Raw genomic sequence first — 14,347 nt, 5'->3', positions numbered from 1 at the left:
GTGGAAAATAATTATTCTTCTGTCCATGCCTGGGCGGCGCGAATGGCTCGTTTCCATTCTCCGCACAGGCGCTTGCTTTCTGCCGCTTCCATAGTGGCGTTGAAGGTGGCATCGATCTTCCATTGTTTGGCAATGGTTTCAATGCTGTCCCAATAGCCAACGGCCAAACCCGCCAGGTAAGCCGCGCCCAGTGCAGTAGTTTCAGTAATAGTGGGACGTACCACGCGCACATGCACGATATCTGCCTGAAATTGCATGAGGAGATTATTTTTTGTAGCGCCGCCATCCACCCGGATTTCCGTGATGGGCATGCCTGCATCCGCTTCCATGGCCCTCAATACATCCATGGTTTGAAAGGCGATGCTGTCGAGCGCGGCGCGGGCAATATGTGCAGCTGTAGAGCCACGCGTAAGTCCCACCATGGTACCTCTCGCATATTGGTTCCAGTAAGGAGCTCCCAATCCTGCAAAGGCCGGTACCAGGTAAACGCCATCGCTGTGAGGTACTGTAGCGGCAAGGTTTTCCACATCGGCAGAGTGCCGGATGATGCCCAATCCATCGCGGAGCCATTGTACTACAGCGCCCCCGATGAAGATACTTCCTTCCAGGGCATAGCTGGTTTTACCATTAATTTGCCAGGCAACGGTAGTGAGGAGATTATTCTTAGAAGGAATAGGCTGGTCGCCAGTGTTTAACACCATAAAACAGCCTGTGCCGTAAGTGTTTTTAATCATACCGGGTTTTGTACAGAGCTGTCCGAACAGGGCGGCCTGCTGATCGCCGGCAATGCCGGCAATAGGAATGCGGTAGGGGGTAAGCGTAGCTTCAGAATAGCCATATATCTCGCTGGATTGTTTTACTTCCGGAAGCATAGCGGCAGGAATATCAAAGAGGGCTAATAGTGCTGCATCCCATTTCATATCGTGGATGTTGAACAAAAGTGTACGGGAGGCATTGCTTACGTCAGTGATGTGTAATTTGCCATTGGAGAAATTCCATACCAGCCAGCTATCCACTGTACCAAATGCCAGTTCACCGTTTTCTGCTTTCTGGCGGGCATTGGGCACATTGTCGAGTATCCATTTTATTTTGGTGCCGGAAAAATAGGCATCCAGGCGAAGTCCCGTTTTGTCTTTTATCAGCTGTTCTTTGCCTTCTTTTATAAGCGCGTCGCAGTAGTCGGCGGTACGACGATCCTGCCATACAATGGCGTTATGAATGGGTTTGCCGGTTTTGCGGTCCCATACAATGGTGGTTTCCCGCTGGTTGGTGATGCCTATGGCCGCAATGTTTTCGCCGGTTAACCGGGCTTTCAGAATTACTTCGGCAGCAACGCTGGCCTGGGTAGTCCATATTTCCATCGCATCGTGTTCTACCCAGCCGGGCTGGGGAAATATTTGTTTGAACTCTTTCTGGGCAACGGCTTTGATACTGCCATCGTGGTCAAAAATAATGGCGCGGGAGCTGGTGGTTCCCTGGTCGAGCGAAAGGATATATTTTCCCATAAGGCTTTCTGTTGTATATGCTTGTACGTGGATATATTATTTGCTGAATTTAAAAAATATATTTAAAAATTTTAAGTAAAAAAATCCCCGGTACAATTACTGCACCGGGGATACACCATCTAAAAAATATTGTGAAGATTACATTTTCTTGGCATCTTCCAGGAACTTAGCCAGCCCGATATCGGTTAACGGGTGTTTCAGCAAGCCCAGGATGGAGTCTAACGGACAGGTACAAACGTCTGCACCTACTTCTGCACATTTCACAATGTGGAGCGCGCTACGGATAGAAGCGGCGAGGATTTCTGTTTTGTAACCCTGTAAGCTGTAGATCTGAGCAATCTGAGCGATCAGTTCTACGCCGTCCCAGTTAGTATCGTCAATACGACCAATGAAAGGAGATACATAAGCAGCACCCGCTTTAGCCGCCAGGATAGCCTGGCCGGCAGAGAATACCAGGGTACAGTTAGTTCTGATTCCGTTGTCGGTAAACCATTTGATAGCTTTTACACCATCTTTTATCATAGGCACTTTCACTACGATATTGGGGTGAATAGCAGCCAGTTTTTTACCTTCTTCAATAATTGACTGAAAATCTGTAGAAAATACTTCGGCACTTACATCACCATCTACGATCTCGCAGATATCTTCGTAATGTTTGATAATAGCAGCTTCGCCTTTGATGCCTTCTTTAGCCATCAGAGACGGGTTGGTGGTTACACCATCCAGAACGCCAAGATCGTGGGCTTCCTTTATTTGCGCCAGGTTAGCCGTATCGATAAAGAATTTCATACTATGATAAATTAATTGTCAGGAAATGAACCTTTTGCGGAGTATGCTGTCATTAGTGAAGGAAGTGGAGAAAATAGCAACCAGATACTATTGACGAGCAACTAATGACAATAAAAAAAGAAAAAAAAGGCAAGTTACTTATATCGCACCGCTACAACCACCTACCCTTGCTACATTCCTGTCCTGGGGGAGTTCAGTAGGAGCTGGTCGTATAAGACTTGCCGGTTGCAAAGGTAATATAATGTGTTGAATCTCCAAATATTAGCCAGTAGAAAGTTTAATTTTTTTTTAAAAGGGTGTATTCGCTATTTCTTTTCTTGTTAAATCCGTTTTATTTATTAATTTAAGTTTTATACCATATAAGTAGCAAACGAGCCCCTGATTCAATACTTTTTAATCCTAAAAACAATAAACATTTTATGGAAACTACGTATGAAAGTCAAAATGCATTCGGAGCAATTTTCGGTGGCGCTTTTCTCATGTTCTGGCTGATAGTCAGTGTATTCATGATTGTCTGTCTGTGGAAAATCTTTACTAAAGCCGGGCAGGAAGGATGGAAAGCAATTATCCCGATTTACAATATCTATGTCTGGATCCAGATTGTTGGGAAACCAGGTTGGTGGCTGCTTCTGTTCCTCATTCCTGGTGTAAACTTTGTGATTGCTATCTGGCTAACCAACCTGCTTAGTAAGAGCTTTGGGAAATCGGAAGGGTTTACCATTGGCCTGATCTTTTTGGGCATTGTTTTCTACCCCATCCTGGCATTCGATCGCACCATCACCTATAAAGGGCCCGCTGGTGATCCCACCCGTAGTATAACAGGCGACCTCAGCTCCATTGGGCAAAAGCTGCAATAAGTAGTACTATTAATAAGAAAGCGAATGATGTTAGTCATTCGCTTTCTTATTAATGTTCCTTTGTTGTATAATAGTTATAGTCGTTTAGTACCGTTTCCAGGAAATGAGTATCGGAGAGTCCTGTTTCTATATGTAATACCTCCTTTACCCGGTGGGCTACCCTGGAGGCCAGCACTTCATCGTTCGCTTTCAATGCACGATCCAGCAGATCCTTCACTTTGTTCATATCCCGGTCGCTCAGTTTCATAATCTGCGGAAACTGCGGTTGATAGTCTGTATTTGACATGTCCCGGAAAATAGTGTCCTCAATGCTGCCTTTTCTCTTAGTACTAATCACAATGGTACCCGCTACAATATCTCCCAGCCGCTGATTGTAAGGGGTACGCACAATGGCTACAGTAGGCACAATCACAGGTACCAACGCAAAAGCGCCCAGGGGCGATTCTACCAACCGGAATATCCACCTGATCAGGTGCTGGCTTACGCTGGGGGGATTGCCCATCATGCTGACCACCTGTAACTGGGTGATCCTTTTTCCGGGTGTTTTCCCATGCATGCTGATTTCCATAATAGGAAAATAGAGTACTACCGGGAATAACACCAGGAGGAAAAACAGCACGTCAAAGCCGGACCAGTTGGGGCGGAAAGACAACAATGCCATGTATACTACCAGTATATAACCGGCGCGTATGGCAAAATCGATCAGCCAGGCTAAAAACCTTTTCATGATGTCTGCCGACTCAAATTCAAGGTCTATATTAAAGGAAGTTGGTATTTTTATATCGGCCATATTCAAATTTACATATTTGTTTATATTTTGTTGAACGATTTAGTATGTTTGCCGGTATTCCCCATTAGTAGCCCATTACTGTAGGTAATATCTGTATTTAAAGTGAAGAAAACTCATTATGAGAGAATCGCTGTTTATCAAAAAAAATTTGTCCCGGTGGAAACAATACCAGGAGGAACCCACAGATGACCCTGATGAAATGGCGGAGAGATTTGTGTCTGTATTGGATGATCTGTCTTACGCCAAGACTTTTTATAGCTTCAGTAAAGTAACCCGTTATATCAATGGGCTGGCAGCAGCTATTTACCAGGGTATTTACCGCCATCGCCGTGAAGATGTAGGCCGATTCCAATTATTCTTTAAATATGAGCTGCCGTTATTATTTCGCCGGCATCATCGCTTATTATTATTCACCTTATGCTTCTTTGTACTTTTTGCGGCCATAGGCGCTTTTTCATCGGCGCATGATGAAACCTTTGTCCGTGGGGTGTTGGGAGATGAATATGTAAATATGACAGAGCGGAATATTGCGAACAACGACCCATTTGGCGTATATAAAGACAACAACCCGGTAGTAATGTTTCTCAGTATTGCCTTTAATAACATTTACGTAGCCTTTTCCTGTTTTGTTGGGGGCATTTTTTTAGGCGTATATACTTTATACCTGCTGCTGACAAATGGGGTTATGCTGGGTGTTTTTCAGTACCTGTTTTTTGCACATGGCCTTGGCTGGAAGTCAGTGTTGGTAATATGGATTCACGGCACGCTGGAAATATCGAGTATCGTAATTGCCGGTTGCGCCGGATTGATCCTCGCAAAAAGTATATTATTCCCTGGTACGAGAAAAAGATTGGATTCCTTACGAAAAGGAGCAAAAGATGGTATAAAAACCATGGTAACATTAGTGCCTGTATTTATTGTGGCTGCATTCCTGGAAAGCTTTGTAACCCGCCATACTTCTATGCCTTTGACGTTAAGTCTTTCTATCCTCACAGGCTCGCTGGCTTTTATATTGGGCTATTTTATTTTTTACCCTATATATCTGCATAAACAAGGGTATCGCTTAAGTGCAGAAGGAAAAGTAATCCCGCCGGTATTATGAGTAAGCATTTCCTGATTAAAAGCTGTTTACTGTTCCTGCTTTGTTTACCATTGCAGGGCAAGGCACAATATGATAGTACTGTTAACGCGGCGCGTGCAGCGGTGCCAGATACCATCGATCCTTCTATCATGAGTGATACAACCGTGGGGCAGTATGTAGATGAACCGTTTGTTTATCAGCGGAGACAAGTAACGGCATCTTCTGTCAACAAATTAAAGACGGATGAATGGCTCCAATACCGTGACCCCCAGGCAGCACCTCCCAAGACAGCTCCCTGGTTTATACAAATATTGGAAACGCTGTTTCGCGTTATAGCTGCAGGCCGATATATTATTATGGGTTTATTGTTATTGGGACTGGCCTACCTTATTTTTCGCTTTATGCAGAGCAATGGCCTGAGTATATTTCGAAAGCCTGCATCTAAAGGTGGCTTACCGGATGTTGCCGATGAGTCGTTGCAGGATGCCGCTGAATATGAAGGGAAAATAAAGGCTGCCATTGCCGCCGGCGATAACAGGCAGGCTATACGCTGGTGGTATCTCTATACTTTATTTCAGCTGTCGGAAAAACAATTACTGGTGCTGCTACGCGATAAAACAAACAACGATTACCTGCGCGAGATGAGAAACTCTGCGCATTACAAAAAGTTTGCGGCGCTCACACTCGACTATGAGTATATCTGGTATGGTGGCTTTAATGTAAGTGAAGCAAATTTCAGGAGCATGAACCAGGAGTTCAGGGATTTTAATAACGCAATTGGAAAAAGCTGGTGAAGAATAAACCTATTTATATTATCGTTGGCATAGTGGTGCTGCTGGCTGCAGTACTGCTGTTTGCCGGCGGAAACCGCAGAAAGCGGTCGGTGGAACAATCGACTGATATGAGCTGGTCTTCTTTTTCCAGCAAGGACAAAAAAGCCGGTGGTGCTTATGCGGCATTTAAGCTATTACCACAGTTATTTGCCTACCATTCCGTACAGGTAGTTACCAAATCTTTTGCACGTACTTATAGCAAAGAAAAGGAACTGGCACATGCGGGTAATGTGTATATCCTGGTGTCGGATAACATGTTTACCACGGAAAAAGACATCGATGCTATGTTGCAATATGTGGCACCTGGTAATGAGTTATTTATAGCAGTCAATAATCCGGACCCGGTCCTGGCCCAGCAATTGAAATTTGCGGTAACGGAAAGTAGTAGTTTCCAGCAACAGCACGTAGGATGGGTACAGCGTTATACAGACGTATCCATTCCTGTGGATACCAGTTTTTCTTATAATGGGATGGTGGCCGGTAATTATTTTTCGGCCATCGATAGCACTACTACTACAGTACTGGGCACCAACTATAAAAACAAACCTAACTTTATACGTGTTGCCTACAGTCGTGGTTATATTTACCTGTTACTCAACCCGTATACTTTTACCAATTATTTTTTACTGCATCAGCAGAATGTAAGCGCATTGGAAACGCAGTTGTCTTACCTGAAAGACTACGCCGACAATGTTTACTGGGACGACTTTTATAGCCATCAGCGTAGTGCACAATCGGGCGATTTCAGCGAATGGCAGGTGCTGATGCGTTATCCGACTATGCGCTGGGCATTATGGCTCAGCATCCTGTTACTGCTGCTGTATGTAGTATTTGAGAGCAAACGCCGGCAAAGGATCATTCCTGATAAACCAGTGCTGAACAATACTTCGTTAGAATTTGTAGATGCCATTGGCCAGCTGTATTATCAGCGGCACGACAACTATAACCTGGCGCATAAGATGATTGTTCACCTGTTAGAGTATATCCGTTCCCGTTACTACATGGATACCAACGTGCTGAACGAGGAGTTTATAACAACCTTGTCGAAAAAGTCGGCTGTTGCTGAATCGGATATCCGGCTGTTGTTGCAGATGATCAGTCACATACAACTGGAACAGCACGTAAGCGATGAATACCTGCAGGAATTTTATAAACGCATTCAACTGTTTTATTTAAATACAAAATAATGGACATCAATACATTCCAACCCAGGACTGATTTTTCTGCCTTACATGAAGGTGTGGCGGCTATCCGGGAGCAAATAGGAAAAGTAATAGTAGGACAGCATCAAATGGTGGATCTGCTGATTGCAGGATTGCTTACACAGGGACATGTGTTGATAGAAGGTGTTCCGGGCGTGGCTAAAACCATGACGGCCAAACTACTGGCACAGTGCGTAGATGCTAACTTCAGCCGTATTCAGTTTACACCGGATCTGATGCCGGCAGATGTGTTGGGGACATCCGTATTTAATCCGCAAACCCGTGAGTTCGAATATAAGAAAGGTCCCATATTCGGTAACCTCGTTTTGATCGATGAAATCAACCGGGCCCCGGCTAAAACGCAGTCGGCCTTGTTTGAAGTGATGGAAGAAAGACAAATTACCAACGATGGCGCTACCTGGGCATTGGACCGGCCATTTATGGTAATAGCTACCCAAAACCCCATTGAGCAGGAAGGGACTTACCGCCTGCCGGAAGCTCAGCTGGATCGTTTTCTTTTCAAAATAGAAGTAAAGTATCCCAACCTGGAAGAAGAGGTAGCGGTGTTGCGTAGCATGCATCAGTTCAATGGTGAAACAGATCTTACTAAAATTATCGGCAAGGTAGTTACTACCACCCAGGTTATCGAATATCAAAATATGGTGAGACAGGTGATGGTAGATGATAAGCTGTTTCATTATATCGCCGCTATTATCAATGAAACCCGTATGAATTCCTCCCTGTACCTGGGGGCTTCTCCACGTGCATCCATTGCCGTTATGAACTGTGCAAAAGCTTCAGCAGCAATGAAAAACAGGGATTTTGTCATTCCTGATGATGTGGTGGAAATGGTACCGCACGTATTGCGTCACCGTATCATATTAACGCCGGAAAAGGAGATGGAAGGCATAAAAACAGATGATGTCATTGCGCAGATATTGAAGATGATAGAAATACCCAGATAAGCCAAACGTTAAAGATAAATATGTCAGCAACCGTAAAAAATAATTTATACCAGGTACTTTTTTTTACTAACCGGTTATACCTGTTGTTGGGAGGAAATATCCTGTTATTTATCATTGCGTTTTTTATTCCGCAGTTGTACAATATTGCCATTGAGGCTGTTATTGTACTGGCGGGATTACTTTTGTTGGACATGATCTTACTGGTGTTTCGGCCTGCCGATATCATTTCTCTGGAACGTATTGCCAGTGCGCGTTTCAGCAATGGCGACGACAATGAAGTGTTATTGGAATTCCATAACCGGTATCCCTACCCGGTATTTGTATCGGTGATTGAAGAGCTGCCTTTCCAGTTCCAGGACCGTAACTTCCTGCAAAAGGCGAAGGTAAGCGCGGGCGAACACTATACTTTCCGGTATGTACTAAGGCCGGTGGAAAGAGGCGTGTATAATTTCGGGTATACCAATGTATTTATCAGGAGTGCATTGGGGATGGTAAACAGGCGATTTGTTTTTAATAATGAACAGGCGATACGCGTGTATCCCAGTTTCCACCAGTTGCGGCATTTTGAATTGTATGGTTATATGAACCGGTTGAATGAGCTGGGTGTCCATAAAAGGCGGGTAATAGGGCATAGTATGGAGTTTGACCATATTAAGCCTTATACCAAGGGCGATGATGTGCGGATGCTTAACTGGAAGGCATCTGCCCGCAGTGGTAACCTGATGGTGAATAATTATGTAGAAGAGAGATCCCAACAAGTGTATTCCGTTATTGACAAAGGGCGTATCATGAAGATGCCTTTTAATGGCTTATCCCTGTTGGATTATGCCATTAACGCTTCCCTGGTATTCAGCAATGTAGCGATTAATAAAGGAGACCGGGCCGGGGTGATCACCTTTACAGAAAATAAGGTAGAAACATTGGCCGCCAGTAATAAAAGGGTGCAGGTAAATAAGATCCTCGAAACGCTCTATTCCCAGGAAACACATTGGCAGGAGAGCGATTACGAGGCATTAAGCGTACAGCTGCGGAGTAATTTATCTACCCGTTCTCTATTAATGCTGTATACCAACTTTGAATCTATGTCGAGCCTGCAACGGCAGTTACCATACCTTCGCCGGCTGGCGCGTTATCATCTTTTGCTGGTAGTTTTTTTTGAGAATACCGAGATAAAAAAAGTGACAGAGATGCAGGCGCATGATATGGAAGATATTTATAAGCAGACCATTGCCCAGAAATTTGCCTATGATAAGAAGCTCATCGTAAAAGAGCTGGCGAAGTATGGCATTATGTCGTTATTAAGTACACCGGAACATTTAACCCTGAACGTAGTCAATAAATACCTGGAACTGAAATCCCGTACGTTGATTTAACTACTGCCTTTTCCTCTTTCGGTTATTATTTAATTCCGGCAGGCTTTTGATAATTCCGGCATCATTGTCTGGCGCCTGTTTAACGGGAATAACCGATCGCAGGTACATTTGATTGTTGTGTTTATACCAGGCTTCTACCGTAACGGTTTTAGCAGAATCATTTTTTTCGAGTAACAGATCCTGCCCGATGATAGTACCTGTGGAGGCTGCAAACCTGACGGCGGATGTATCCAGTGGCAGCACTTTGCCACTGCTGAACTTTCCTTCTACATTGAGATAGAAACGGATATCGCGTTTAACACTGTCGGCATAATGGTTAAAGCGTATCCCGACGATATGCGGTAATGTAAGGGTGGTTTGGAGGGTTGAATGATCGTCGGTACTAACGGTGAGGGTAATACGATAATTATCCTTTATCAGCTGGGGTCTGCTAAAGTATAACACGCCATTGCGGATGCTGCCGTTGCTGCTGCTAATATTCAGCTTATTCCAGCGGTAGTTGCCCTGCAGGTAGCCGGCGGTTTGCCGGCTACTGCTATCGCTCATAAAAAATTGGATACCAATGGGCGTAACGTTATAGAGTTCTGTTACTGCGTTAGGATCGTAGCTGCCTGTAATTCGCACTACCGGGGCCTGTTGGGCGTTTGCCAACAGGGGTAGGGTACATACAAAGCAGAGCAGGAAAGATTTTAGCATTCTGCTGTCGGCTTTTGTGTTTGAATCAGTATAACGGATCCTGTAAAAGGACGGGCATTAGTTTCTTACGGCTAACTGCCTGGCAACATATTTTCCAAGAATATCAAATTCCAGGTTTACCAGGTGTCCGGGTTTTATTTTAGATACGTTGGTATGTTCGTAAGTGTATGGAATAATGGCTACGGAAAACTCATCGTTTGATACATCAAAAACGGTGAGGCTGATGCCATTCATGCAGATACTCCCTTTGTCTACGATGAGGGCGGCAAATTCCTTTGGGTAACGAAAGCGATAGAGCCAGCTGCCATCCTGTTCGTTTACGGATAGGCATTCACCTACACTGTCCACATGGCCTTGTACCAGGTGTCCGTCGATGCGGCCGTTAAATACCATGGCTCTTTCCAGGTTAACGAACTGGGTAGGTGCGAGTTGCCCGAGATTGGTTTTTTGCAGGGTTTCGGCTACTGCTACCGTTTCGTAGGTATTGCCCTGTATGCCGGTGATAGTCAGGCAAACGCCGTTGTGAGCTACACTCTGGTCTATTTTCAATTCCCCTGCCAGCGGTGTTTGTATGGTGATTAAGAGATTTCCACCTTCTTTTTTGGTGGATACCACTTCTGCTAGTGTTTCTATAATTCCTGTAAACATGAAGCGAATTTAAGGATTTTTCTATACCCGGGGTTTCCAGGGAATTTCATCTACGCCCAGTCTGAATCCTACCCATCTGGCGAGTACGAAAAGGTAGTCACTGAGGCGGTTGATATATTTCAATACCAGGGGCTCTATGAACATATCATGTTCCTGCATACCTACACAGAGTCGTTCGGTGCGACGGCAAACGCAGCGGGCAATATGGCAGGTAGAAACCGCCACATGGCCTCCGGGCAGGATAAATGATTTCATGATGGGCAGTTCCTCGTTCATCTGGTCGATACTTTTTTCCAGCAGGGTAATATCGGCCTCGTGCAGGTCTGGTATTTTCAGTTTGGTTTCTTTGTCGGGGTCGCAGGCCAGGGCGGAGCCAATAGTAAAGAGGCGGTCTTGTATTTCGCGGAGCAAATTTTTAGTATCAGGATCTGCGATATAGTCATTTACCAGCCCGATATAGGAGTTGAGTTCATCCACTGTACCGTAAGCATCGATGCGTACGTCGCTTTTGGGTACTTTGGTGCCACCTATGAGTGATGTTTTCCCCTTGTCGCCTGTTTTCGTATATATTTTGAAGGACATGTCTGATGGGCATTGTTGTCCTGCAAATTACGAATTATGGCATTATCGGGGGCGATAGCGGAAAGATTAGAGTACGGCTACTTTTTCATTGATGCGGTCGGATTCTATTACCCCGTCGCGGAGGCGGATCACACGGCGTGCGTGTTCTGCAATATCTTCTTCGTGGGTAACCAGCACCACGGTATTACCAGAGGCGTGTATATGGCCGAAGATTTCCATGATTTCCACGGAAGTTTTTGAGTCGAGGTTACCAGTAGGTTCATCCGCAAGGATGAGCGAGGGATTATTGACCAGCGCCCGGGCGATGGCCACACGCTGGCATTGACCGCCGGAAAGCTCGTTGGGTTTGTGTTTATAACGTTCTCCCAATCCTACTTTTTTCAACATGGTAATGGCCCGTTCTTCTCTTTCTTTTTTGCCCACGCCGGCATACACCAGTGGGATGGCTACATTTTCGAGGGCGGTAAGCCTGGGCATGAGGTTAAACTGTTGAAACACAAAGCCTATTTCCTTGCCACGTACGGTGGCGAGGTCGTTGTCTTCCATTTTACTCACATCATGTCCGCTGAGTACGTACTTTCCATCGGTGGGCGTATCGAGGCATCCGAGTATATTCATCAGGGTAGACTTCCCGGAGCCGGAAGGCCCCATCAGTGCTACGTATTCATTCTTGTAAATGTCTAATGACACTCCTTTGAGTACAGGGAGTTCATTTTTCCCGAGAAAATAACTTTTCCTGATTCCTTCCAAATGGATGACGGACTTTTGCATGTGGGTTATTTCTTTATGATTTTCGGTACTTTGAAGTATGCTTCAGTAGCCGCAGGCGCGTTCTGCAGGGCTTCTTCACGGGTAACAGACGGAATGACCCTGTCTTCCCGGAAAACATTATAATCATCAGTCAGATGAAGCAGGGGCTTCACATGAGTGGTATCCAGTTCGTTCAGCTTTTCCACGAAAGTGATCATCCGCTGCAGTTCTCCACGGATTTCCACTTTTTCCTGGTCGTTAAATTCAAGTCTTGCCAAATCAGCCAGTTGTTGTACCAGCACTTCATTCACTTCCATAATCAAATTAAATCAAAAGATAATAAATTATTGCGCCCAAAAAGGATAGCGTTTCAAAATTAATGATAAACGGCCAGAAAAAGCGGAAAGCTTAAAGCAGAAAGCAAAAAGGGGGTGTAATGCAGGGCTTTATTGTCAAATTATCCGCTACGATTCTGCTTTAAGCTTTAAGCTTTTTCCTTAAATTGCGCCCTGTTATGGCTACAGAAAAAGAAATTGTGGTAAGCGGCATACGCCCTACCGGTTATTTGCATTTAGGCAACTATTTTGGTGCGATCCGTAATTATATCCGGATGCAGGAAGATTTTAACTGTTACTTCTTTGTAGCAGACTGGCATTCGCTGACTACCCATCCCAACCCTAAAGATTTACCGGGCAATGTAATGCGGGTGCTGGCAGAAAATATTGCCTCCGGCCTTGATCCGGAAAAGGTAACGTTATATGCGCAGAGCGACGTCCCTGAAATTGCTGAGCTGTACCTCCTCATGAATATGCTGGCCTATGTAGGGGAACTGGAAAAAGTGCCCACTTTCAAGGACAAGGTTCGTTTACAGCCACAGAACGTAAACGCCGGGCTGCTTACTTATCCGGTGTTGATGAGCGTAGATATCTTAATTCAGCGTGCGGTAAAAGTGCCGGTGGGTAAGGACCAGGGACAGCACCTGGAAATGGCCCGTAATTTTGCACAGCGCTTCAATCACCGTTATGATACTGACTTGTTCCCTGAGCCGGAAGCCTTCAACTATGGCGATAGCCTGGTGCGTATTCCCAGCCTGGACGGTTCCGGTAAAATGAGTAAGAGTGAAAATGAAATGGCTACCCTTTACCTGGCAGATGATGATGATAAAATCCGCAACAAGATAAAGAAAGCAAAAACGGATAGCGCAGCGGTAACACCTGGTACGCCTATGCCCGAATCTGTACAGAACCTGGTCGATCTCATGAAATTAGTGTCTGCCCCCGATGTAGTACAGTTTTATGAGGCAGCGTGGGATAATCAAACCATCCGTTTTGGTGATATGAAAAAACAGCTGGGTGAAGATATGGTGAACTTTATTGCCCCTATCCGCGAAAAGGCGAAAGACCTGCAACAGGACACCGACTACTTAAGAAAAATTATGAAAGCCGGTGCAGAAAAGGCCAGAGCGAATGCGGCACAAACTTTGCAACAGGCGAGAAAACTTATTGGTTTAAATTATTATTGAAAAAGTCGCCAACTGTAGCTATTTTCAATATTAACCACCTATCATCGCATGGCAAAACAAAACAGGATTAAACATATCGCCATAGCCGGTAATATCGGCGCTGGTAAGACTACACTCACGGAAATGCTTTGCAGGCATTACAAGTGGCATCCACAGTATGAAGACGTAGAGCACAACCCATACCTGAACGATTTTTATGAAGATATGCCCCGCTGGTCTTTCAACCTGCAGGTATATTTCCTGAACGGCAGATTGAAGCAATTGCTGGAAATACAGAATGGTAAGGAAACGGTGATACAGGACAGAACCATCTATGAAGATGCGCACATTTTTGCGCCCAATCTTTATGAAATGGGACTGATGACCAAGCGCGATTTTGATAACTATTTCAACTTCTTCGAAACGCTGAAGAGCATGGTGAAACCACCGGATTTGCTGATATATCTGCAGGCATCGGTGCCCACACTTGTGGCCCAGATACAGAAGAGAGGAAGAGAGTATGAGGAAAATATACGCCTCGACTACCTGAAACGCCTGAACGAATACTATAATAACTGGATCGAAAAATATAAAGAAGGCCCTTTGTTGATTATAGATATCGATAAAAATAAATTCCCTGAGAGTGATGAAGACCTGGGAGAAATTATTTCCAAGATCGATTCACAGCTGTACGGTTTGTTTTAACCGGCGCAGGATATGGTTATAAAGAGATGGGAGATAAAAGCCACGCTTTTATCTCCCATTTTATTTTACG

At 44.8% G+C, this 14,347-nt stretch carries 16 protein-coding genes and 1 other RNA gene; 8 read left to right on the top strand and 9 right to left on the bottom strand.

Features of this window, described 5'->3' with window-relative positions:
• Positions 1–11 precede the first annotated feature (11 nt).
• The 3 genes from glpK to ffs form a co-directional block, all read right to left on the bottom strand.
• Positions 12–1,505, bottom strand: a complete 1,494-nt coding sequence (gene glpK / locus FHW36_RS23105) for a glycerol kinase GlpK (RefSeq protein ID WP_145672479.1) — start codon at positions 1,503–1,505, stop codon at positions 12–14.
• A gap of 138 nt (positions 1,506–1,643) precedes the next feature.
• Positions 1,644–2,294 (bottom strand): fructose-6-phosphate aldolase, encoded by a 651-nt coding sequence (gene fsa, locus FHW36_RS23100; protein WP_145672475.1) that lies wholly within the window; start codon positions 2,292–2,294, stop codon positions 1,644–1,646.
• A 124-nt stretch (positions 2,295–2,418) separates the two neighbouring features.
• Positions 2,419–2,518, bottom strand: an RNA gene (gene ffs / locus FHW36_RS23095) — signal recognition particle sRNA small type.
• 195 nt (positions 2,519–2,713) lie between these two features.
• Here ffs and FHW36_RS23090 point away from each other — a divergent pair.
• Positions 2,714–3,151, top strand: a complete 438-nt coding sequence (locus FHW36_RS23090) for a DUF5684 domain-containing protein (RefSeq protein ID WP_246121218.1) — start codon at positions 2,714–2,716, stop codon at positions 3,149–3,151.
• Positions 3,152–3,200: 49 nt separating this feature from the next.
• Here FHW36_RS23090 and FHW36_RS23085 read toward each other — a convergent pair whose 3' ends face one another.
• Entirely contained in the window at positions 3,201–3,941 is a 741-nt protein-coding gene (locus FHW36_RS23085) for an RDD family protein (RefSeq protein WP_145672472.1), read from the bottom strand.
• Between the two features lie 118 nt (positions 3,942–4,059).
• Between FHW36_RS23085 and FHW36_RS23080 the strand changes: the two genes are divergently transcribed.
• Genes FHW36_RS23080 through FHW36_RS23060 form a run of 5 tightly spaced genes read left to right on the top strand, consistent with a single transcriptional unit; the run spans position 4,060 to position 9,395 of the window.
• Entirely contained in the window at positions 4,060–5,043 is a 984-nt protein-coding gene (locus FHW36_RS23080; protein ID WP_145672470.1) for a stage II sporulation protein M, read from the top strand.
• A complete protein-coding gene (locus tag FHW36_RS23075) occupies positions 5,040–5,816 on the top strand; it encodes a DUF4129 domain-containing protein (protein WP_145672468.1) in 777 nt (258 codons plus the stop codon). Before FHW36_RS23080 ends, FHW36_RS23075 begins: the two co-directional genes overlap by 4 nt.
• A complete protein-coding gene (locus FHW36_RS23070; protein ID WP_145672466.1) occupies positions 5,813–7,042 on the top strand; it encodes a DUF4350 domain-containing protein in 1,230 nt (409 codons plus the stop codon). The genes FHW36_RS23075 and FHW36_RS23070 overlap by 4 nt, the downstream gene beginning before the upstream one ends.
• The gene (locus FHW36_RS23065; RefSeq protein WP_145672464.1) at positions 7,042–8,022 is read left to right on the top strand and encodes an AAA family ATPase; all 981 of its coding nucleotides are present in this window, start codon (positions 7,042–7,044) and stop codon (positions 8,020–8,022) included. The genes FHW36_RS23070 and FHW36_RS23065 overlap by 1 nt, the downstream gene beginning before the upstream one ends.
• Before the next feature lie 20 nt (positions 8,023–8,042).
• A complete protein-coding gene (locus FHW36_RS23060) occupies positions 8,043–9,395 on the top strand; it encodes a DUF58 domain-containing protein (protein ID WP_145672463.1) in 1,353 nt (450 codons plus the stop codon).
• Here the strand turns inward: FHW36_RS23060 and FHW36_RS23055 are convergent, their stop codons facing one another.
• From FHW36_RS23055 to gatC, 5 genes are all read right to left on the bottom strand, one after another.
• Positions 9,396–10,091 carry a hypothetical protein gene (locus FHW36_RS23055; protein WP_145672461.1) on the bottom strand — a complete coding sequence of 232 codons (696 nt, stop codon included), beginning with the start codon at positions 10,089–10,091 and terminating at the stop codon, positions 9,396–9,398.
• A gap of 57 nt (positions 10,092–10,148) precedes the next feature.
• A complete protein-coding gene (locus FHW36_RS23050) occupies positions 10,149–10,739 on the bottom strand; it encodes a riboflavin synthase (RefSeq protein ID WP_145672460.1) in 591 nt (196 codons plus the stop codon).
• A 21-nt stretch (positions 10,740–10,760) separates the two neighbouring features.
• Positions 10,761–11,321 (bottom strand): cob(I)yrinic acid a,c-diamide adenosyltransferase, encoded by a 561-nt coding sequence (locus tag FHW36_RS23045; protein ID WP_145672458.1) that lies wholly within the window; start codon positions 11,319–11,321, stop codon positions 10,761–10,763.
• Positions 11,322–11,387: 66 nt separating this feature from the next.
• Positions 11,388–12,092 carry an ABC transporter ATP-binding protein gene (locus FHW36_RS23040; RefSeq protein WP_145672456.1) on the bottom strand — a complete coding sequence of 235 codons (705 nt, stop codon included), beginning with the start codon at positions 12,090–12,092 and terminating at the stop codon, positions 11,388–11,390.
• A gap of 5 nt (positions 12,093–12,097) precedes the next feature.
• Positions 12,098–12,388 (bottom strand): Asp-tRNA(Asn)/Glu-tRNA(Gln) amidotransferase subunit GatC, encoded by a 291-nt coding sequence (gene gatC, locus FHW36_RS23035; RefSeq protein ID WP_145672450.1) that lies wholly within the window; start codon positions 12,386–12,388, stop codon positions 12,098–12,100.
• A gap of 197 nt (positions 12,389–12,585) precedes the next feature.
• Here gatC and trpS point away from each other — a divergent pair, with 197 nt between their 5' ends.
• Both trpS and FHW36_RS23025 read left to right on the top strand, forming a co-directional pair.
• Positions 12,586–13,593 (top strand): tryptophan--tRNA ligase, encoded by a 1,008-nt coding sequence (gene trpS, locus FHW36_RS23030; RefSeq protein WP_145672447.1) that lies wholly within the window; start codon positions 12,586–12,588, stop codon positions 13,591–13,593.
• Between the two features lie 48 nt (positions 13,594–13,641).
• On the top strand, positions 13,642–14,277 hold the full coding sequence (locus FHW36_RS23025) for a deoxynucleoside kinase (protein ID WP_145672445.1): 636 nt from the start codon (positions 13,642–13,644) through the stop codon (positions 14,275–14,277).
• The last annotated feature ends 70 nt before the right edge of the window (positions 14,278–14,347 follow it).

This window comes from Chitinophaga polysaccharea (genome assembly GCF_007829335.1).
In the GTDB taxonomy this organism is placed as follows: Bacteria; Bacteroidota; Bacteroidia; order Chitinophagales; family Chitinophagaceae; genus Chitinophaga; species Chitinophaga polysaccharea_B.
This window is presented reverse-complemented; position numbering and strand designations above follow the sequence as displayed.